Here is a 21,876-nt window from a genome sequence, read left to right as displayed (position 1 = left end):
TAAAATATTTTTTTTAAAATTAGGTGGCTAAGTTTCTTTTAATTATTATTGTGTCAAAGTAACACATATTATTTGATAGTGTATCCAATTTATAAATATCTAATCATAACCTAATGAAAAAACAATTAACCGCAATCTCAGTCCTTATTCTTTTAACCGGAACATCGGTAATGGGGCAAAATGTATCAACAGATCCGCTTATTGTCAGTAAGGATCATGCAATTGTAAATACTGAATATGGTAAAGTTCGTGGTTACACGAATAATGGAATATTTACCTTTAAAGGTATTCCTTATGCTAAGGCAGAACGATTTATGGTTGCTCAAAAACCAGATTCTTGGCAGGGGATCCGTAGCTCTATGTCTTATGGTCCAGTAGCTTATACGGATGAGACGCATATGGTAAATGATGAAATTGAGTTTCCTTTTCAACATAACTGGGGTTATAGAAATGAAGATTGCCTGAGTCTGAATATCTGGACTCAGAAAATAAATGATGGCAAAAAGCGGCCTGTTATGGTATGGCTACATGGTGGTGGTTTTACTGCTGGTTCATCTATGGAACTTCCTTCTTATGATGGTGAGAACCTGGCTAAAAATGATGATGTGGTGTTAGTATCCATTAACCATCGGCTGAATGTACTTGGTTTTCTGGATATGACTGCTTATGGAGAAAAATACAAGGGCTCTGAAAATGTAAGTATTACTGACATGATCTCAGCCTTGCAATGGGTAAAGGATAATATTGCTGCATTTGGTGGAGATCCGTCAAATGTAACTATTTTTGGACAGTCTGGCGGTGGTGGAAAGGTTACTACTTTAATGTCTGCTCCTGCGGCTCAAGGTCTTTTCCAAAAGGCTATTGTACAAAGTGGTAGTTATTTAATTAATGGTTTTGTTAATAAAGCATTGGCAGAACGCGTTAGTGCGGCAGTTTTGAAAGAATTTAACTTACAGCCATCGCAGGCAGATTCTCTTCTGAAAGTTCCATACGAGGAATTGAATGCTGCAAGTAAAAGAGCGATTGCGAAGGTTCAAAAAGAGTGGACAGCAGAAGGTAAAGAAGGTTCTTTTGGTTGGGGACCAGTACTGGATGGCGAACTCCTTCCTTATCAGCCCGATCAACCGGAAGCATTGGCTCTTTCAAAGGACATTCCTTTACTGGTTGGTTCTACAAAAAATGAGTTTACACCTTTTAATCCTACTTTGAGAAACCTTACAATGGATAAAGTAAAAGCTGATTTACAAGCTAAATATGGCGATAAAGCTCAAGCTTATATGGCTGCGGTGGATAAAGCTTATCCGGGTGCAAAGGACCCATCGAATTATGTAGATTTAGATATCGATTTCAGGCTATTTTCTATTCGCCAGGCAGATGTGAAGTCGGCTTCATCTTCTGCTCCGGTTTATATGTATATGTTTAATTGGCAATCGCCTGTATTGGACGGGGTTTATAAAGCAATGCATTGTATGGAACTTGGTTTTGTTTTTGATAATATTGGACGCACGAGAGAAATGACAGGAGGAGGCGCTCAGGCGGAGGCTCTGGCTGATAAAATGAGTAAGGCCTGGACCAACTTTGCAAAAACAGGTAATCCAAACCATGATGGTTTACCGAATTGGCCTGCTTATTCTTCAGCAAATGGGAGTACGATGATATTTGACAATGTAAGTGAGGTGAAAAATCATTATGATAAAGAACTATTAGATATTGCATCAGGTAAACGGTAAATGAAGAAAATACAACCAAAACTAAATTGATAATTATGAATTTTTTTAACAAGCTGTTCTTACTGACTTTTTGCTGTCTTGCTTATTCATTAAACTCGATGGCCGCTAAGGTCGATACGATTGAAATGAAGAGTGAGAAAATGCAGAAGATGGTGAAGGCTGCAGTAGTGACGCCTCACTCGTATACGGCAAATCAATCAGCATATCCTGTATTGTATCTTTTGCATGGGGGTACGGGTAGTTTTCGTGATTGGCTTAATTCTGTTCCGGATAAGCAATTGCTTCATAAATTAGCCGATCAATATAATATCATCATTGTAACTCCTGATGGTGGTCCTGCAAGTTATTATTTTGATAGCCCCTTAGATTCTTCAAGTCAATATGAAACATTTATTGCGAAGGAACTTATTGGACAAATTGATGCATCGTATCGTACTATTAAAGATAAGAAAGGTAGAATAATTGCCGGATTGTCCATGGGTGGGCATGGTGCTATGTACATTGCAACACGCCATCCTGAACTTTATTCTGCTGTTGGAAGTATGAGCGGAGTGATGGATATTAATACAGCAACATGGAAAGTGCCGGATGAATTTGCAAAATCAAGAGCGGAGAACTTTGTGAAACTTCTGGGGCCCGCAAAGGAAGGTGCGGTTCCTTATCCTGGACATACGATTATTGATATGTCGGACGAGCTTAAAGCCAGTGGTTTAGCGATTATATTTGATTGTGGAGTAGATGACTTTTTGATTGAAACAAATCGGCATCTGCATCAACTGTTGGTTGATAATAAAACACCACACGATTATATAGAGCGGCCGGGTATGCATAACTGGGAATACTGGGAAAATGCGCTGTATTATCAGATGTTGTTTTTTCATAAGGTCTTAGCTTTAAATGGAGTAACCATTCTTTAAATCTGTTTTATGTTAGCTATACTGGGTCTAGTAACTATATTATTACTGCTAGTTCTAGTAATTAGCAAAAAGGCTTCGCCTGTGGTGGCATTAATTGTGGTGCCTGTCATTACAGCCTTGTTGGGAGGTTTTACTACCGAAATCGCTGATTTTATTACAGAGGGTATTAAAACAATCTCAACAACGGCGGTGATGTTTGTGTTCGCTATTCTTTTTTTCGGAGTTTTAATGGATGCTGGAACATTTAATCCTATCATTACCCGATTATTAAGGATTGCTGGAAATGACCCTGTACGTATTGCTATAGTAACGGCTATTTTAGCTATGCTTGTACATTTAGATGGCTCAGGGGCAGTTACTTTTTTAATTACCGTACCAGCGATGGTTTCTGTTTATGACAAATTAGGGATGAAGAGATCTACTTTAGCTACGATCGTTGCTTTGTCGGCAGGAACCATGAATATACTTCCTTGGGGCGGACCAACTATTCGTGCAGCAACTGCTTTAAATGTTCCTGTGATGGAATTGTTTCTTCCTATGAGTATCCCATTAATGGCTGGTTTATTGACCGTATTAGCCATAGCTTATGTGATGGGTTTAAAGGAAAGAAAGAATATTAGCTGGACTCATGGAATGTTAATTGGAATGCCAGAAAGGGTCAAATATGCTAAATTATCATTACGAGAAAGTTTGGTTTGGTACGCTAATATACTGTTGATTGTTGTAGCGATAACAGTTATGATTGCAGCTTGGTTACCGCCACATGTAATTTTCATGTTGGCTTTTACAGTTGCCCTATGTATTAACTATTCGAACGTAAATAAGCAAAGAGAGAAAATTGAGGATCATGCGAAATCGGCTTTGTTAATGGCTAGTATACTATTTGCAGCGGGTTGTTTCATTGGGATTTTACAGGGTTCAGGAATGATAAATGCCATGGCGACAGCCGGTCTGAATTATATTCCTGATGTAATTGGTAATAATTTGGCTTTGGCAACTGGTTTGGTATCAATGCCGGCAAGTTTGTTGTTTGATCCCGATTCTTTTTATTTTGGGATATTACCAGTTTTAGCTACAACGGCTGAACATTTTAATGGTAGTGCAATTGAAGTGGGGCGGGCAGCCATTTCCGGGCAAATGACTACAGGTTTTCCGATAAGTCCGCTAACTGGTTCTACTTTCTTATTGATCGGGTTGGCAGATGTAGATTTAGGTGATCATCAGCGTAAAACCATTCCATTGGCTTTTCTTGTTACGCTGGTAATTTTATTGGTTTCAGTACTTGTAGGTGCAATTAATATTTAAATAATGAAACGGAAAGTAAGGATTGGTTGTGGGGCTGGTTTCTCTGGTGACAGATTGGAGCCGGCTGTTATTTTAGCTGAAAAAGGAGAGCTTGATTACCTTGTATTAGAGTGCTTAGCTGAACGTACGATAGCTCTGGCACAAAAAAGAAAAGCATTGGATCCTGAAAAAGGTTATGATCCGCTATTGGAGAAAAGATTAGATTTATTGTTACCGATTATAAAGAAAAACAATATCAGGTTAATTACCAATATGGGTGCCGCTAATCCTATAGCAGCATTAAAAAAAGTTATTGAGATAGCGAGGAGCAAAGCTATCTCAATTAAAGTGGCAGCTATAATAGGTGACGATGTATATGAGCTGATTAGTGGAAATGAAATTGCAATTGAAACCAATAAACCTTTAAAGGATTCGGGACAGCTTATTTCTGCTAATGCATATTTGGGAGCTGACGCTATTCTGGCCGCATTACAAACAGATGCTAATGTAATTATAACTGGTCGCGTAGCAGATCCATCTCTGTTTTTAGCACCTTTAATACATGAATTTAATTGGGATATCAATGATATGCAATTAATGGGAAAAGGAACCGTAGTAGGACATTTATTAGAATGTGCCGGACAAATTAGCGGAGGCTATTTTGCGGATCCTATAAAAAAGCTGGTTGAAAATATGAGCGAACTTGGGCATCCTTTTGTAGATGTTTTTGAAGATGGAAGTGCCATTGTCAGCAAAGTTAAAGGAACTGGTGGACACATTGATCTGGCTACTGCAAAAGAACAATTATTATATGAAGTAACCGATCCTCATGAATATTATACACCAGATGTGATTGCTGACTTTACTACAGTTTGTTTGACAGATCTGGGTGAAGATCGTGTGAAAGTAACTGGCGGTGGTGGAAAAAATAAACCATCGACTTTAAAAGTTAGTGTGGGTTATAAAGCTGGATTTATAGGAGAGGGGGAAATATCATACGCCGGGCCTTCAGCAATACAAAGAGCTCAACTTGCTGGAGAAATCATAAAGCAACGCCTAGGATCGACAGTCTCTGATTTAAAGATTGATTATATTGGATGTTCATCATTACATCAATTATCTGTTTCAGATATTCGCGGTATGGAACCTTATGAAATAAGGTTAAGGGTAGCTGGAAAAATGAAAACAGGAGAAGAAGCTGCGCGTATTGGCGAAGAAGTGGAGGCTTTATATACAAATGGACCTGCTGGTGGAGGTGGGGTTAGGAAATATGTAAACGAGGTAGTGGGAATAGTCTCTACGCTTATTAACCGAGTTGAGGTATACCATTCCGTAATTATAGAAGAATCATGAAAATAAAGCTCTATGATATAGCTCATAGTCGGGCTGGCGATAAAGGAAATACACTTACTCTCTCATTGATCCCTTATAAAGAGGAAGATTATGAGTTACTTAAAGCAACCGTTACAGTAGATTTGGTAAAGGAACATTTAAAGAATATAGTTATGGGAGAGATAAAGCGCTTTGAATTACCCCTTATATCTTCGCTTCAATTTGTTTGCTACGAGGCACTAGCAGGGGGCGTAACCACTTCTTTAAGAATGGATGCACATGGCAAAAGTCTTAGCTATGCTTTGCTCTCCTTAGAAATAGAAACTAGTGATGATTATTAAGCTACGCTAAACTTCTTTAAAATAGTATAATGAGATTTTAGGGCATCCCAGAATGTGATGTTCTCAATATAAGGAAGTTGATATTGATGGGCAGTTTCTCGAACAATTTTTGAAATAGCAGGGTAGTGGATATGACATATTTTAGGAAATAAATGATGCTCAACCTGTTGATTTAACCCTCCTAAAAGGAAGGCTGCTGATTTGCTTTTCATAGAGAAGTTGGCGGTAGTTCGCATTTGATGCTCTGCCCAGGCATCTTCCATATTTCCCTCTACATCGGGAGTGGGGAACTCGGTTCCCTCAACAACATGAGCCAATTGGAATACCAAACCCATTACTAAACCTTGTGCAAAATGTAGGGCAACAAAGCCGATGATTCCTTGCCACCAGGTAATATCAGTAAGGATTACAGGTAAACCAAAGAATAGGAAATAGTATAAAAACTTAAAGAAGAACAGGTTAAAATATTCTATTCTTGGGTGTTTTGGACTGATGCACTCGCCAACTTTTGCCTGAAAGAACTTCTTATAATCTTTACGAAATACCCAGGATAAAGAAGCCAGGCAATATAATGGAAATGCATAATAATGTTGGAAACGATGCATGCTGGTTAGCTTATCGTCATCCGAGAGGCGGATAAGTCCGGGTGCTATTTCAAGGTCTTCATCATGACCGGCGATATTGGTATAGGTATGATGAACTACGTTGTGGGTGATATTCCAAACATAGGGATTGGCTCCTACGAAATGGAAAACGGTACTGAATATTTTATTAACCTTTGAATTGGATGAAAGTGCCCCATGGATGGCATCGTGACAGATATTAAATCCGATAAACGCACTGATTATGCCTAATAATACGGCAAATAGCAGCATGGTTAAGGGACTGAACAGATTGGAAATGATCAGGAAATATAATACGATAAAGCAGCTTAGGAAAACAATGGCTTTGGTCCACATGGCACCATTGGCCTTTTTTTCAATATTATTGGACTTAAAGTAATGATCTACCTTATGTCTTACTTCGGTGAAAAAAGAGGAATGATTTTTATTACTGAACTTTAATTTGTTGCTTAATGCCATATAGTTTTTTTATTATTAAAGTAATTCCTGGAGATACAATGAATCGCAAATCTATTAACGCGTTAACTTTAATAATTACTCAAACAGGCACCTAAAAGTCTATCGTGACTTTTCCTTCGTTACACGATAGTAAATATAAGGAATATTATATACCCACACCTTTATTTTTAAAGATATGGGTATATATACAGAAAGGTTACATTAAATTAATTCTGTGTTTACGTAGTTAAAGCTTTGGGTAATGCTTTCGAATGGATCGATGCTGAAGTTTTCTTGCTCTACAAAGATATGCTTCATTCCGGATTCTTTAGCACCTGTAAAAATGGCTTTATAGTCGATAGAACCACTTCCTATTTCGGTGTTAAGGCCTGGAGTAGTTTTATCCATGTCTTTGATATGCCACATAGCAAAACGTCCTGGAAACTCTTTGAATAGAGCAAGAGGGTCGTTTCCTGAACGAACTGCCCAGTATAGATCTAATTCAAATTGAACCAGGGCAGGATCTGTATTTTTCATAAAGATTTTAAGGGCTGTTTCGCCGTCTCCTAAGTCTGCAAATTCAAAATCATGGTTATGGTATCCTAGTTTTAAACCTGCTTCTTTACACATTTCTGCAGCGATATTTAGCTTATCAGCAATCATTTTATAGCTGTCAAGTGATCTTAAGTCTTCAGAAAGGTAAGGAACTGTAACATATTCGTTTCCAATTACTTTTGCAGCCTCAATGATAGCTTGAAGTTCATCTTTACTATCGGTTCTGATAAATTCTTCGATACCATAATGTCCGCTGGTGCTTACCAGGTTATTTTGATCTAATAGTGCTTTAAACTCTAGTGGACTTAATCCCCAATATCCACCAGTAGATGAAAAACCGTAGCTTTCAACATCTTTGTAGCCAATTGCAGCAACTTTTCCGATTACTCCGGTAACATCTTGTCCGATGATTTCTCTTAAAGTATATAGCTGCAAACCGATATTGAGATCAGATGCTGTTCCTGATGCTTCATTGTTTGCGTCTTGGGTTTTTGAAGTATTATCGCCACCTGACATACATGATGGCAAAATAATAGCCCCTGCTGCAAGCATGGCTGATTGTCTTAAAAAGTCTTTTCTGCTTTTCATTTGATTGTTTTTTAATGTTATGGTTCTAAAATTATGTATTAAATGGTTAATGTGTTTATGGGATGTTTTACCAACGTTTTAAACGATCTTCTAATTGTACATCTGATTTGAATGAATTAAAACGAGGAGTTACGATTTTGATACTGCGTTTTGAGAGTTCTATGGCGGCATTTAGCTCAAAGCCGATTAATAATATTAAAGAGTTTAGATATAGCCAGATCATTATTACAATTAAAGTACCAATAGAACCGTATAATTTGTTGTAGGTATTAAAATGGTTTATGTAGTAGGCGAAGCCTATGAAGGTGAAAATAGCTAAAATTGTTGAAAATGTTGCACCCGGACTAAAAAATTTCCACTTGGTGGCTGAAGATGGGCCGTATTTATAAACAAAGCTTACGGTGAAAAAGTAAATAGCCGACAGAATAAACCAGCGGGTTACCATGATGACGTTGAGCCAGGAACTGTTGCCTATGTCAAATAAGTCTTTTAAGAAAGTGAAGATTTGGCTGGATATGGTAAGAAGGGTCATGCCGATGGTAAGAGCAACGACGATCATAAAAGCCAGGCCGATAGCTACTAAGCGTTGTTTTATCCAGCCTCTGTTTTCTGTAATGAGAGATGCCTTATTGAAGGCCTGCATTAATGATGTTAATCCGTTGGTGGCGAAGAGTGCTGCTGCAATGAAACCAAAGGAAAGCAATCCGCTGTTTTGATTGATGATAATATCTTCTACGGTTGTACGGATGGTTTCATAGGCATTTTCTGGCAAAACCAGCGCTGTAAAAGAAAGTAACTGCTCTTGAAAGTTCTTTACAGGGATATAAGGAATTAAGGTAAAGAGGAAGATGATAGCAGGAAAAATAGCCAGCAAGAAGTTATAAGCTAATGAGGATGCCTTGTTTAAAAGGGATTCCCGAGCTATTTCCTGAAAGAAAAAAACTGCTACTGTATATAAAGGCAATGAACCAAAACCTGGCAATACAACAACTTTTGTCCATTCAATAAAATAATCGTAAGGTTTGAATTTCAACAAAGTTTGGTGAACTCGATTCATGCTTTACTAGGTAAAAAAAGGAGCCATCTTTTTATTAAACTCTTCCGGCGGAAGGCAGGGTTTGTTCTTTTCTATGTTGACAAACACTAAAATGGTTTCTCCTATATTAATTAATTCTTGCTGCTCATTATGAATCTCATAATAGAACTTGATACGAATACCTGGCTTTTCTTTAATCATAACGGTAATTGTCAGGTTTTCATCGTATCTGCCTGGTTTTATGTACTTACAATATAAATCCAAAACAGGCATCATGACGCCATTGTTTTCCATGTCTTTATACGAAGTACCTAAACTACGCAACATTTCTACACGGGCAACTTCGTAATATTGGGCATAATTGCCATAATAAACATAGCCCATTTGATCTGTCTCACCGTATCGTACCCTAATATTACAGCTAAATTTAAACATATTAACGTTTTATATTCCTTTCATCTAGTGCTTTTTGGAATTTTCTTGCATTTATTAAATGCTGAGCCACAGTAGTTGCAAAGTTATGATAGCCTGAAAAATCATCTTTGGCGCACATGTAAATGTAATCATGCGTTTGAGGATTTAAAACAGCATCGATAGAAGCAATGCTGGGCATCATGATAGGTCCGGGAGGCAATCCTTTGTGGATATAAGTATTATAGGGAGAATTGGTGCGTAAATGTACATTCAAAACTCGCCTAATGCTAAAATCTTGAGTGGCAAAGATTACTGTTGGATCGGCCTGTAAAAGCATTCCCTTTTTTAAACGGTTAAGGTACAATCCGGCTATTTTAGGCATTTCATCCGTATGTAAGGCTTCGCCTTTTACGATAGCAGCTAAGTTACTAACTTCAATGGGTGTAAGATTAAGAGCTTTTGCTTTAGCCTTTCTTTCTTCGGTCCAGAATGTATTGTACTCTTTATGCATTCTTTCAACAAATTGTTCAGTAGAGGTATTCCAGAAAAACTCATAGGTGTTTGGAATAAACATCGTAAAGAAGTTTTCATGGTTGAAACCATATGCGTTTGCCAGGCTATCATTATTTAAAAGTTCAATAAAAGCAAGAGAGTCCGGTTCAAGTTGCTTGGCTAACAGACCTGCGAAGTTTTGCTTTAAGCGGATGTTTTGAAAACGCAGTTTAACGGGCTCTTGCAGCCCGATACTTAGATGATTAATGAGGGTACGGTTATTCATACCTTCTGTTAATTTATATTTACCGGCTTTTATATTAAGCGGATAGTCTTTTCTTTCTGCCAGCCACCTGAAAGTTGCAGTATCTTCTACAATCTTATTATCATCCAGGTTTTTCATTAGGTCTTCAAAATCTGAACCTGTAGGAATGTATAAATAAGCTTGACTATCAGTTACATTGGGTGCTAAATACCGTTGATAAACATAGAAACCAATACCGATTGCAAGGATAAATACAAATACGGCTAAAGCTACTATTGCCTTCTTTAGAGAAATGGATTTTTTTTGCATAGGGAGTCTTTCTAGTTGCTTAAAGCAAGATTAACAGCAGTGCCAACACTCACCATCTCGGTTTGCAAAGAATCTGCCGGTGGTGTTTGACTTACTACACGTGCTGATAAGCTGTCGGTAACATAACCCATATAATTGACTGTACCAAGGGTTAAGGAAGATCCTAGAATGGCAAAGCGTGCCTCGCTAAGAGTTAAGCCTATAACATTGGGTACAAGTACTTCTGAAGCGCCCATTCCGTTACCTAGAATCAAGTTGATTCGGGAGCCTTTGGGAATTTCTTGTCCGGCTTTTAATTCCTCACCGCCATAGCGAACATCCAGTACAACATCTCGGGCAATATCTGGCACATAGGTGGTATCGCCTATTCGAAGTTCAAGGTTACCAAGCAAAGCACGCGCTTCCAGGAAGGTCATTTCACGTATTTCAGGGAAGTCAACTACTGGTGGGGTTAAGGTAATCATGGTGAGATAGATGGTGCGGTTATCTTTTACGAAAGAACCTGCAATGGGATCCTGATCAAGAATAATTCCTGGTCTGGCATCTGATTGGTATACAGAATCTACCTCGTATCTGAATCCTTGCTGCTCTAAAAGACCAATGGCTTCAGTAATGGATTTATTTTTTAAATCCGGAACCATAATCTTTTCGCCATGGTGTGTATAATTGCGTAAAACAAAGAATATTAGGGTCACAAATATAATAATCGATACGATTGCTATAATTAGGTGCCTTCTAAATGTTTTAGTACCAAGGTACTGGAAAAATTTACTCATATTGATAATTTAAACAAATCTTCTTCTTTGTTAGCAAATATTAATCCAATAGATTAAATACGGCTTTTTCACCTCCAAACTTACTCAAAATATTAAAGATGAACGTAAAATAAATCTATATTTGCTTTTAAAATTGCCATATATGAAATTAAAGATTGCCTTGCTTTGTGGGGGCTATTCGGGTGAAGATGAAGTATCTTACAACAGTGCAGCCTTTGTTGAGGAGAGCCTGAATGCTGAACTTTATGATGTTTATAAAATAAAGATATTGCCTCGTGACTGGTTTTATGAGAGCAAAGATGGCAATGTTTACCCCATTGATAAAGGTGATTTTAGCTTAAATTATAAGGAGAATAAGATTCACTTTGATTTAATATTTATGATGATTCATGGCTCGCCCGGAGAAAATGGATTGCTACAGGGTTATTTTGAAATGCTGGGCTTGCCTTATACGTGCTGCGATTCGTTAACATCAAGCCTGACCATGAATAAGGCTTATACGAAAGCGGTTCTTAGAGGTATATCAGATATGTATCTGGCTAATTCTGTTCAACTGTTTGAGCAGGATCAAAAGGAAGCGGTAGAGATTATTGAAAATAAACTAAAGCTGCCCATTTTTGTAAAACCAAATGGGGGAGGAAGCAGTATTGGGATGTCTAAAGTAGAGAAACCCCAGGATATTAAAGCGGCGGTTGATTTAGCTTTCAGTACTGAAAATACCGGAAAGCAGGTTTTGGTAGAGGAGTTTGTTTCTGGAAGGGAGTTTTCCGTAGGAGTTTATCGTTTTAAAGACGGTGTGAAAGTTCTTCCTGCCACGGAAGTGATTACCAGTCGTGATTTCTTTGATTATAAAGCAAAATACATAGCAGGCTTAACTGAGGAAATTACGCCGGCAGAAATTAATGAAGAACAGGTGGAAAGAATGGAGAGGATTGTGAAGGAGATTTACCTGAAACTAAATTGCAAGGGTTTGGTTCGTATCGATTTCTTTTTTGAACACGAAACCGGCAACTTCTACTTTATAGAGATTAATACCATACCGGGACAAACAAAAACAAGCTTTATTCCACAGCAGATTCGTGCAACGGGGAAAACGGAGCGTGCTTTTTACACGGAATGGATTGAAAGCTCTTTAGTTAGCCTTCCGTCCAAAGATTGAGAAGTGAACGTATCTTTTAGGATTTTCTTTAACATCGATAATTAGATTATCAAGGCTTTTTGAAGCATCTTCCAGGTTGTGATACAGCTCATCGTCGTTCAATAGTTTTCCTAATGATCCTTTTCCGTTATTGATATTATCCACTGCTAACTGAAGGTCGGAAACAGCCAGATTGGCTTTATTCATCGTTTCTTCAAAGTTTAAGCGGGCAGCTTTATCACTTACAGTTTCAAGATTGGTAAATATCTGTGTAAGCTTCTCGTTATTGTTACTAAAATTAGCAGATATCGATTCCATATTTGTTAGGATACCTGAGATTTTAGATTTTTGAGTTCCAACCATTCCATCTACCTGAATTGCGGTATTTTCTAAGGTGTTTAACGTATTGGCGATACTTTGTAGGCTTCGGTTGATATTCTTTTGAAAATCGGGACTGATGGTATTATTAACAGAAGTTAGTACAGAGTCTAATACAGCAAATAAAGCTTCTGCTTTCTTTTGAATTGGTTCAACCTGCTCCATGATATTCTTCTGTACATCAGACTGAAGAGTGGCACCGCTTATTGCATACGCTTTGCTGTCGCCAAGATCAAAAACAATGGCTTTGCCACCCAATAAATCAGTACTGGCAATCCGCGCAATGGTATTTTCAGGAAGTTCGTATTTCTTATCGATTTTAAATTCCGTAAGTATGGTTCCATCGGGTTGTAATGTGAGGCCGGAAACCCGCCCTATTTGATAACCATTTACATAAACGGGTTTAGATACTGTTAGACCGTCGACTCTATCATAAACTGCAAAAAAAGTATTTTCTGAAGTAAAGACATCGTTTCCTTTTAAGAAACTATAGCCTAATACAAGTATTGCAATGGCAACAGTTGCCAAGATTCCAACTTTAGTTTCGTTTTTAATTTTCAAAATAGTTTCTGTTCAAAGGTTTTATATTTCATAAGTCATAACATTCTTTTTAACCGAATGTTTTACATTATCGTTCAATCTGATTTTTATATGCTTTGATTGCATTGGTTAAATTTTCTACAATTTCTGCCTGGCCAGCAGCTGAAGTCATGTATCTTTCTTCAGCGGGATTACTTATAAAGCCAATTTCTGTAAGGATAGCAGGCATACCTGCTCTCGCTAATACGGCAAGCCCCTGCTCTTTAACACCACGATTGTTTCTGCCCGAAGTGGCAAATTGCTCTTGAACCAGCGTTGCCAGCCTGATACTTTGATCGCGGTATTGGTTTTTCATTAAAGAGAAAATAATATAGCTTTCCGGATCGCTGGGATCAAAATCGTAGTTCTCTTCATAATTCTCTTCTAATAGCATGGAAGCATTTTCACGCATGGCAACATCTTGCTCGCCTAGTCTGTGGAAACCTGAAACAAAGGTCTCTGTGCCACTAACTCGTTCGTTACCAGCCCTTCTTGGCATAGAGTTACAGTGAATTGAGATAAATAAATCGGCATTGTTCTCATTGGCTATGGCTATTCTTTCATACAGCTTTACAAAAACATCTGTTTTACGGGTGTAGATTACCTTGACATCTTTCATCTCGCTTTCAATCTTTTTTCCAAGCTTTAAGGCAACCTGCAGGGCTACATCTTTCTCGCGTGCTAATGCTCCTCGCGTTGCGCCGTCTTCTCCACCGTGGCCAGCATCAATAACGATTGTTTTTATTCGAAAATCAGGTATATCTTGTTTGGTACTAAAACTAAAAAAGGGTAGAAGAAAACAGAAAAAGATAATGGTTAATATTTTTTGTTGCGTATTTTTGATTTTCATAGCGGAATAACAATTTTGTATTATTATTATATTTTAATAAATAGAGTTAAGCATTATCGTATTTTCGCAAATCGAGATTTAAGAAATAGCTAGCTTAATTTTCATTAATTTTGGCGTTTCAGTTTGTTTTACAAAAGTACTATTCAAAGTCATATTTTGAAATTGATTATCAGCATTTTTCAACAAATAATTTTCATTATAACGTTTTTTTCGGTGTTTACCGTATATGGACAAGCTATACCGGACACGAATAATGCTGTAATACAAGATACAATAACGAACAGTGCCGACTCATTAGTTGCTAAAGATACAGTATTAGCGAATGGTTTACAGGATACTATTGCACAAAATAGGAGTCCGGTGGAGAGAGCAAATGCTTTAAATTCTGCTATTAATAGTGCTGCAAGTGATTCTTCATGGATGGACTATCGTAACAATGTCATTCACTTTTTCGGAAATGCGAAGATAAAATACGAAGATTTTGAATTAACAGCAGACTATATTCGAATTGATAATAACTCTCATCTGCTTTTTGCAAGTGGATCTTATGATCATAATCATAAATACCGTGGCAGGCCGATTTTTAAAACCTCAACCGAGCCGCCAGCAACAACTGATTCACTTTACTATAATTTTGACAGTAAACGAGGGAAAGTATTCGGTACTTTTTCGGAAGTAGAGGGTGGATTTATACAAGCACAGCAATTAAAGAAGAACGAGTTTAATGAAGCTTCTATAAAAAATGCCATTTATAGTACCTGTAATTTGCCTGAGCCTCATACTCATTTTGGTATTTTTATTAGCAGGGGACTGGTTACAGAAAAGAATGTAATTACCGGGCCGGCTTATCTAGTAATTGAAGATGTGCCGCTGCCGTTTATTACGGTTCCGTTTGCCTTTTTTCCAAAAATGAATAAGCGGACTTCGGGTTTCTTGTTTCCATCTTTCGGGGAGGATTATTCGCGTGGGTTCTTTATGCGTGATATTGGTTGGTACATTGGTCTTAACGATTATTGGGATGCGGAAATCAGAGGATCATTATATTCTAAAGGATCGTATGAAACCTCACTGAGAACCCGTTACAGAAAGAACTACAAATATGACGGTGGATTTAGCTTGCGTTTCGCAAGTACTAGAAACGGAGTAGAAGGTACGCCGGGAAATACGCCAAGTAAGGATTTTAATATTACCTGGAACCACAGTAAACGGCCGGAATCAAATCCGGGAACAACTTTCAGTGCATCTGTGAATGTGGGTACAGGCTCGTACTTTTCAAAAACTGCTGCCGGTGGAAGTTATGATTATGACCAGATTACGCGTAACAGCATGTCTTCCAGTATTAGTTTTGGTAAAATCTTTGGCGATGGACGTTTTAACTTTACATCGTCTTTATCTCACAGACAAGATATTTCGGCAGGAACAGTTTTCCTGGAGCTGCCTTCCTTTAACTTGAATATGACTTCTTTTAATCCTTTTGACTCGAAAGATAGGATTGGGGAACAAAAATGGTATCAGCGAATTAATGTAGGTTATAGTTTGCAGGGAAGAAACTCAATTAGTTCTACAGAATCGGAATTGTTTAAAAGTGAGACCTTAAAGAAGTTTAGAAATGGGCTTCAACACAACATCCCGATAAGCCTTTCTTTAAATGCGTTGAAATTCCTTCAGTTTAATACGAGTGTTAATTACACCGAGAGCTGGTATCTTCAAACAATACGAAAGAGATTGGATAATACGGCTGGAGGTTTTGTTCAGAAAATAGATACTGTACCCGGTTTTAGCCGCGCATATGACTATTCTCTTTCAAGTGGTTTCTCCACCAAATTCTATGGGATGAAGGAGTTTAAAGGCAAATTAGCTGCTATACGCCACGTTGTAACTCCATCGGTGAGCTTTAACTACCGTCCGGATTTTTCTGATGCACGCTATGGTTTCTATCGCAGATATCAAGATGTTAATGGAAACCAAGCAATGTACTCTATTTTTGAAAACTCTGTGTTTGGTGGTCCCGGATCGGGCGAATCAATGGGTATTGGGTTTTCAATCGACAATAATATTGAGGCAAAAGTACGGACACCCGACGATAGTACGGGTTTTAAGAAGATTCCGATATTACAGGGTTTGTCTTTTAATGGTAATTATAATTTTGTTGCTGATTCATTTAAATTATCCAATATAAATTTCTCCGGAAGGACCTCTTTATTTGAGCAGAAGTTGGGGGTGAGTTTTAGCGGAAGTTTTGATCCTTATCAATATGATCCAGTAAGCAGGCGCCGGGTTAATCAGTATGCGATTAAAGATGGAGTTTTAGCTCGTTTGGTGAATGTTGGTTTATCCATGGATTACAGTTTGAATTCAGAAGCAAATAAAAACAGGAATAAGAATATTGAAGAGTTGAACAACTCTACGGAGACGATGACGCCTGAGCAAAGCCAGCAATTAGCGCGTATTACATCAGACCCCAATGCTTTTGTAGACTTTAAGATCCCATGGAATATTGCCGCCTCCTTTAGTTTCTATTATTCAAAACCGGGGAACGTGTCTTCCATTACCAGTACATTAAACCTGTATGGTGATGTGAATTTAACCCCTAAATGGAAGGTACAATACAATACGGGTTATGACTTTAAAGCTCAGAAAATTATCCTGACACAGTTTAATATCTACCGCGATTTGCATTGTTGGGATATGTCTTTTGGGTGGATTCCCTTTGGTACTTATCGAAGTTATACCTTTACATTACGTGTGAAAGCATCTATTCTTCAAGATCTTAAGCTTAATAAACGTAATGATTATTACAATAGCTTCTAAAAGATATTCGTTTCTTAATTAAATCTTATGCGTGCAGAAATCATAGTTATTGGTGATGAACTTTTAATAGGTCAGGTAGTGGATACAAATTCTAACTGGATCTGTTCTCAGCTCAATGAAATTGGTGTTCAGGTTAAGCATATAAGCACAATATCGGATGATAAAATGGAAATCATCCATGCACTGAACTTAGCTACCTCCAGGGCAGAAGTTGTTTTAATGACAGGAGGCCTGGGCCCGACGAAAGATGACCTGACGAAACAGGCGCTATCAGAATATTTTGACTCTGAACTGGTTTTTGATGAGGAAGTGCTGACGCATGTAAAGGGTATTTTTGCAAAATATGATCGGCCGATGTTACCGGAAAATATTAAGCAGGCGGAGGTTTTGAAGGTTGCAGAGGTTCTGTTTAACAAAGTAGGAACCGCACCTGGCATGTGGATTAAGCAAGGCAATAGTCATGTGGCTATTATGCCTGGAGTTCCTTATGAAATGAAGTACCTCATGGAGCATGAAGTGATACCCAGAATAAAATCACTTCCAGGTAGGAAAGAGTTAATACATAGCTATATTCTGACAGTAGGTATTGGTGAGTCTTTCCTGGCATCCAGAATTGCTCATATAGAGGATCGTTTACCGAGTTATATTAAATTAGCTTATCTTCCTGCCCCTGTACAGGTGCGTTTACGTTTGAGCGGTGAGGGAAGTAATCATGAACTATTGAAAAAAGAACTGGATGGCTTCACTCAAGAAATTAAAGATGAAATAAAGGAACATTGTATTAACAATAACCAAAAATCGCTTGAAGAGACCATTTTAGAGGAAATGAGTGCTTTAAATCTTAGTTTGGCATTAGCAGAAAGCTGTACGGGAGGTTATGTTTCTCATTTACTTACTGAAATTCCAGGCAGTAGCAGAGTTTTCTTAGGAAGTATTGTAAGTTATGACAACTCGGTTAAAATCGATTCTGTTGGCGTAAATGAACAAACAATCCGTGATTTTGGTGCAGTAAGTGAACAAACAGCTATCGAAATGGCTGAGGGGGTGAAGAAGAACCTTGGGAGTGATTATTCGATTGCTATTACCGGAATTGCAGGGCCGGAGGGCGGTACTGTCGAAAAACCAGTTGGAACCGTTTGGGTTGCTATTGCCGGAATTAAGGGAACTTATAGTTTAAAATATCTTTTTCAGAATAGCCGCAGTGGCACAATCCTCAGAGCTTCTAAAAATGCTTTGTATCAACTAATTAAATTAGTTAGAGAAGAAAACAAATGATTTAAAATATAAAAATGCGGGGAGATATTTATAGCAAATGATATTCTGCAAAATAAATGTCTGCAATTTTTAATTAACTTCGCATTAATACAGATCTTTAAGTTTATGGCAAAATACAATTTACTTCTTCCACGTATGGGGGAGAGCGTTTCTGAAGCAACTGTAGTTAAATGGCTCAAACAACCGGGGGATTCAATTGAAATTGATGATTCAGTTTTAGATATAGCAACCGATAAGGTTGATTCTGAAGTACCTTCACCTATTGCAGGAACGCTTCTTGAACAACTCTTTAAAGAAAATGAAATTGCGCAGGTAGGAGATGTAATTGCAATTTTAGAAGTTAATGATGAAGATATAGAGCCGGAACCTGAACTGCCATCCAAAGAATCTTTGGTTAATAAAACAATAGAAGATGAGGTGAAGGTGCCCAAAGAGGTTTCTATTCCGGGAATGGATCTGCTAACCAATGAAAGTAAAGCAAAGGACATAGAATCTTCTAATCGTTTTTATTCTCCTTTAGTAAAAAATATAGCTGCTGAAGAAGGTATTACACCTGAAGAGTTGGAAAAGGTTAAAGGGTCTGGTTTAGAAGGCCGCGTTACAAAACAAGATGTTCTTGATTATGTAGCTTCGAAATCAGGAAATGTACCTGCTTCGCCGCAGGTTTCAGAGTCTGGACCTGCTAGTGCCACCAAGGCAGAACCAGTTTCTAATGTTCAGACAGGTTCTATGTCTGATGGAGATGAGATTATAGAAATGGATCGTATGCGTAAGTTAATTGCAGAGCATATGGTTTCAAGTGTTCAGACTTCTCCTCATGTTTGTTCTTTTGTAGAAGCCGATGTGACCAATGTTGTTCATTGGAGAGACCGTGTTAAAAATGCATTTGAAAAGCATGAAGGAACTAAAATTACCTTTACACCCATTTTTATAGAAGCCATTGCAAAAGCCATAAGAGATTTTCCGATGATTAATATCTCGGTTAATGGTTCTCAGATTATCAAGAAACGTGATATTAATATAGGAATGGCAACTGCTTTGCCTTCAGGCAATTTAATTGTTCCGGTTATCAGAAATGCGGATCAATTAAACCTGGTTGGTATTACGAAGGTTGTAAATGATATGGCAGCAAGAGCCCGTATCAATAAGTTAAAACCAGATGAAACGCAAGGAGGTACTTTTACAGTAACCAATGTAGGTTCATTTGGAACAATTATGGGAACACCGATCATCAACCAACCACAGGTTGCGATATTGGCTCTAGGGGCTATTGTGAAGAAACCTGCAGTTTTGGAAACCGAACAAGGGGATGTGATTGCTATCCGTCAGAAAATGTTCTTATCTCTTTCATACGACCATCGTGTTGTTGATGGTGCGCTGGGCGGAAAATTCTTAAAAAGAATAGCAGAGTATTTAGAAAACTGGGATATTAAAAGGGAAAGCTAAGTTTTCCCTTTTAATGATTTATTATTTCCGGTATTTAAACCACTTAATAAGTTCTTTATAACTTGCCTTTTTACCATACATTAAAATTCCTACACGGTATATTCTTGAAGCAACCCAGGTTGTGAAAATGAATCCACCTATCAATAATACAATGGATAGGCCTAATTGCCATAAAGGAACGCCAAATGGCACCCTAACCATCATTCCGATGGGGGAAGTAAAAGGAATCATACTCAACCAAAAAGCTAGCGGTCCTTGGGGGTCTCTGACAAGTACACCAAAAGACATAATATAGGTAAAAAGCAAAGGCATTGTTATTGGGAGCATGAATTGTTGAGTCTCGGTTTCGCTATCGACAGCCGAGCCTACGGCGGCAAACAAAGCACTATAGAGTAAGTAGCCTCCAATAAAAAAGATTAGGAAACAGGTAATCAGATAAGGAAAGTCGATTCCAGCCAGCGTTCCTTGCACATCGTCCAACAGTGTATTTTGTTGTGCAAATGCTGCTGAATTAGGAACGGAAGAGGAAATTGTGCTCATCTCTTCTGCAGAGAAAGCATCAGGCATTTGACTTGATATAATCAGTCCGCCAATAGTAAGAAGGCTGCCCGATAAAGCGATCCATAAAAGAAACTGTGTTAAACCAACTAAACCAATACCCACTATTTTACCCAGCATTAATTGAAAGGGTTTGACTGAGGATATAATTATTTCTACAACACGGTTATTCTTTTCCTCAATAACACCGCGCATAACCTGTGAGCCGTAGATAAAAAGAGTTAGATAGATCATGATGGATGCAAACATCCCAATTCCCATAGCGACACCTGCATTAGATTCCTGTTCACCTTCTTCGGTAATTTCAAGGGATGTTACTTTTACATTCGGTTGGATGCTATCCAGTGTTTTTAAGTCAATTCCTGCATTACTCAATAAAGTTTTGCGTAAAATATTATTGACCTGATTGCTTATTTCGCTTTGAACAAATATACTTGGTTTTTGGGAGGAGAGGAGAGCCAGCTTCTGAGATTCTAAAACATCCTCTGGTATTATTAATAGAAACTGGTTTTCACCTAATTGGCTTTTCTCTTCCGTAGGAGAGCCGGTTGCCTTTTCGAATGACAGACTTTCTGTATTATTTAAATCGTTAATAATAAGTCCACTATCATCAATTACGTAAATGGTTGATAAAGATGCGGAATCTTGTATTGAAAGAGCGATTACACCACCCCACATTCCAAGAAACAGGAGGGGAACAAGAAAAGTGACAATTAAAAATGATTTCTTTTTAACACGACTTAGGTATTCACGCTTGATGATAAGAAATATCTTTTTCATTAGTTTTCTTTAACCTGTTTTACAAATATATCATGAATACTAGGAATAATCTCCGTAAATTCTTGTAGCTGGACCTGGTTTATCAGATGTCCCAAAACATCATTGATATTATAATTATTTACTAATTCGATGGTTGCTTTATTTCCATCTTCAAGTTCCTGAATATTCAAAACCTTGAATAATTCATTCTCTTCAGGATTAAGCAAAGGTAATCGATCGCTGTATTTTATAAGATACTGATGCTTCCTATAGGTGTTCTTAATTTCTGAAACCTTGCCATCAAGTACTTTTTTCGACTTATTGATAAGTACAATTGAGTCGCATAATTCCTCAACAGATTCCATACGGTGCGTTGAGAAAATGATGGTTGCACCTTTTTTATTCAGGTCGATGATTTCATTCTTTATCACATCTACATTTACCGGATCGAAACCGGTAAAAGGCTCATCCAGGATGATTAATTCTGGCTGGTGGATAACTGTGGCAACGAATTGTACTTTTTGTTGCATACCCTTACTTAAATCTTCCACCCGTTTATTCCACCAGGTTTCCATATCCATCTTTTCAAACCAGTGTTTTATACGTTCAACAGCGTCTGCTCTGCTCAAGCCTTTTAACTGGGCTAGATAGAGCATCTGTTCTCCAATTAACATCTTTTTATAAAGACCACGTTCTTCTGGCAAGTAGCCAATCTGAGAGATATGCTTTTCGCTTAAGGGTTCACCATTAAATAAGATTTCTCCATTATCGGGAGCGGTAATTTGGTTGATAATACGAATTAACGATGTTTTTCCAGCTCCATTGGGTCCTAGCAGACCAAATATACTTCCCTTCTTTATAGAGAATGATACATGATCTAATGCGAGATGTTTTGCATATTGTTTAACGATGTCTTGTACTTCTAGCATCCGGATAAGGTTTATTGGTAAGATTCATTAAATAAAGATTTGTTACAAAAAAA

19 protein-coding genes are annotated in these 21,876 nt (G+C 37.8%); 9 read left to right on the top strand and 10 right to left on the bottom strand.

All coding sequences use genetic code 11. The features are described 5' to 3' along the window. Window positions 1–113: 113 nt before the first annotated feature. From VL047_RS06675 to VL047_RS06655, 5 genes are read left to right on the top strand one after another with little or no spacing between them, the layout of a single operon-like run. Window positions 114–1,730: a carboxylesterase/lipase family protein gene (locus tag VL047_RS06675; protein WP_325359320.1), complete on the top strand. Its 1,617-nt coding sequence runs from the start codon at window positions 114–116 to the stop codon at window positions 1,728–1,730. Between the two features lie 35 nt (window positions 1,731–1,765). Next, the gene (locus tag VL047_RS06670) at window positions 1,766–2,647 is read left to right on the top strand and encodes an alpha/beta hydrolase (protein ID WP_325359319.1); all 882 of its coding nucleotides are present in this window, start codon (window positions 1,766–1,768) and stop codon (window positions 2,645–2,647) included. Between the two features lie 9 nt (window positions 2,648–2,656). Further along, window positions 2,657–3,952 carry a citrate:proton symporter gene (locus VL047_RS06665; RefSeq protein ID WP_325359318.1) on the top strand — a complete coding sequence of 432 codons (1,296 nt, stop codon included), beginning with the start codon at window positions 2,657–2,659 and terminating at the stop codon, window positions 3,950–3,952. 3 nt (window positions 3,953–3,955) lie between these two features. Beyond that, window positions 3,956–5,284, top strand: coding sequence for an acyclic terpene utilization AtuA family protein (locus VL047_RS06660; RefSeq protein ID WP_325359317.1), 1,329 nt, complete (start codon window positions 3,956–3,958; stop codon window positions 5,282–5,284). Continuing rightward, the gene (locus VL047_RS06655; protein WP_325359316.1) at window positions 5,281–5,604 is read left to right on the top strand and encodes an AtuA-related protein; all 324 of its coding nucleotides are present in this window, start codon (window positions 5,281–5,283) and stop codon (window positions 5,602–5,604) included. Before VL047_RS06660 ends, VL047_RS06655 begins: the two co-directional genes overlap by 4 nt. On the opposite strand, the gene VL047_RS06650 is transcribed toward VL047_RS06655, so the two are convergent. The 6 genes from VL047_RS06650 to VL047_RS06625 form a co-directional block, all read right to left on the bottom strand. Next, window positions 5,601–6,686 carry an acyl-CoA desaturase gene (locus VL047_RS06650; protein WP_325359315.1) on the bottom strand — a complete coding sequence of 362 codons (1,086 nt, stop codon included), beginning with the start codon at window positions 6,684–6,686 and terminating at the stop codon, window positions 5,601–5,603. The genes VL047_RS06655 and VL047_RS06650 overlap by 4 nt on opposite strands. A 201-nt stretch (window positions 6,687–6,887) precedes the next feature. Beyond that, window positions 6,888–7,808: a sugar phosphate isomerase/epimerase gene (locus VL047_RS06645; RefSeq protein WP_325359314.1), complete on the bottom strand. Its 921-nt coding sequence runs from the start codon at window positions 7,806–7,808 to the stop codon at window positions 6,888–6,890. Window positions 7,809–7,875: 67 nt separating this feature from the next. Then, a complete protein-coding gene (locus tag VL047_RS06640) occupies window positions 7,876–8,865 on the bottom strand; it encodes a YihY/virulence factor BrkB family protein (RefSeq protein WP_325359313.1) in 990 nt (329 codons plus the stop codon). Between the two features lie 6 nt (window positions 8,866–8,871). Then, window positions 8,872–9,279, bottom strand: a complete 408-nt coding sequence (locus VL047_RS06635; protein WP_325359312.1) for a thioesterase family protein — start codon at window positions 9,277–9,279, stop codon at window positions 8,872–8,874. 1 nt (window position 9,280) lies between these two features. Next, window positions 9,281–10,324: an endolytic transglycosylase MltG gene (gene mltG / locus VL047_RS06630; protein ID WP_325359311.1), complete on the bottom strand. Its 1,044-nt coding sequence runs from the start codon at window positions 10,322–10,324 to the stop codon at window positions 9,281–9,283. 11 nt (window positions 10,325–10,335) lie between these two features. After that, window positions 10,336–11,100 (bottom strand): PASTA domain-containing protein, encoded by a 765-nt coding sequence (locus VL047_RS06625; protein ID WP_325359310.1) that lies wholly within the window; start codon window positions 11,098–11,100, stop codon window positions 10,336–10,338. A 142-nt stretch (window positions 11,101–11,242) separates the two neighbouring features. On the opposite strand from VL047_RS06625, the gene VL047_RS06620 reads away from it, so the two are divergent. Continuing rightward, a complete protein-coding gene (locus VL047_RS06620; protein WP_325359309.1) occupies window positions 11,243–12,259 on the top strand; it encodes a D-alanine--D-alanine ligase in 1,017 nt (338 codons plus the stop codon). Here VL047_RS06620 and VL047_RS06615 read toward each other — a convergent pair. Both VL047_RS06615 and VL047_RS06610 read right to left on the bottom strand, forming a co-directional pair. After that, on the bottom strand, window positions 12,233–13,177 hold the full coding sequence (locus VL047_RS06615; protein WP_325359308.1) for an MlaD family protein: 945 nt from the start codon (window positions 13,175–13,177) through the stop codon (window positions 12,233–12,235). The genes VL047_RS06620 and VL047_RS06615 overlap by 27 nt on opposite strands. Before the next feature lie 67 nt (window positions 13,178–13,244). Next, on the bottom strand, window positions 13,245–14,045 hold the full coding sequence (locus VL047_RS06610; RefSeq protein WP_325359307.1) for an N-acetylmuramoyl-L-alanine amidase: 801 nt from the start codon (window positions 14,043–14,045) through the stop codon (window positions 13,245–13,247). 213 nt (window positions 14,046–14,258) lie between these two features. On the opposite strand from VL047_RS06610, the gene VL047_RS06605 reads away from it, so the two are divergent. From VL047_RS06605 to VL047_RS06595, 3 genes are all read left to right on the top strand, one after another. Then, on the top strand, window positions 14,259–16,856 hold the full coding sequence (locus VL047_RS06605) for a putative LPS assembly protein LptD (RefSeq protein WP_325359306.1): 2,598 nt from the start codon (window positions 14,259–14,261) through the stop codon (window positions 16,854–16,856). Window positions 16,857–16,883: 27 nt separating this feature from the next. After that, window positions 16,884–18,131, top strand: a complete 1,248-nt coding sequence (locus VL047_RS06600) for a competence/damage-inducible protein A (RefSeq protein WP_325359305.1) — start codon at window positions 16,884–16,886, stop codon at window positions 18,129–18,131. Between the two features lie 105 nt (window positions 18,132–18,236). Next, window positions 18,237–19,577, top strand: coding sequence for a dihydrolipoamide acetyltransferase family protein (locus VL047_RS06595; RefSeq protein ID WP_325359304.1), 1,341 nt, complete (start codon window positions 18,237–18,239; stop codon window positions 19,575–19,577). 21 nt (window positions 19,578–19,598) lie between these two features. Here the strand turns inward: VL047_RS06595 and VL047_RS06590 are convergent, their stop codons facing one another. Continuing rightward, window positions 19,599–20,915 carry an ABC transporter permease gene (locus tag VL047_RS06590; RefSeq protein WP_325359303.1) on the bottom strand — a complete coding sequence of 439 codons (1,317 nt, stop codon included), beginning with the start codon at window positions 20,913–20,915 and terminating at the stop codon, window positions 19,599–19,601. Next, a complete protein-coding gene (locus VL047_RS06585; RefSeq protein WP_325359302.1) occupies window positions 20,915–21,823 on the bottom strand; it encodes an ABC transporter ATP-binding protein in 909 nt (302 codons plus the stop codon). Before VL047_RS06585 ends, VL047_RS06590 begins: the two co-directional genes overlap by 1 nt. Window positions 21,824–21,876: the final 53 nt, after the last annotated feature.

The sequence above is a fragment of the Albibacterium sp. genome, from assembly GCF_035514885.1.
Taxonomy (GTDB): Bacteria; Bacteroidota; Bacteroidia; order Sphingobacteriales; family Sphingobacteriaceae; genus Albibacterium.
The sequence above is the reverse complement of the archived record's forward strand: the minus strand, read 5'-3'. Positions and strand labels throughout refer to the sequence as shown.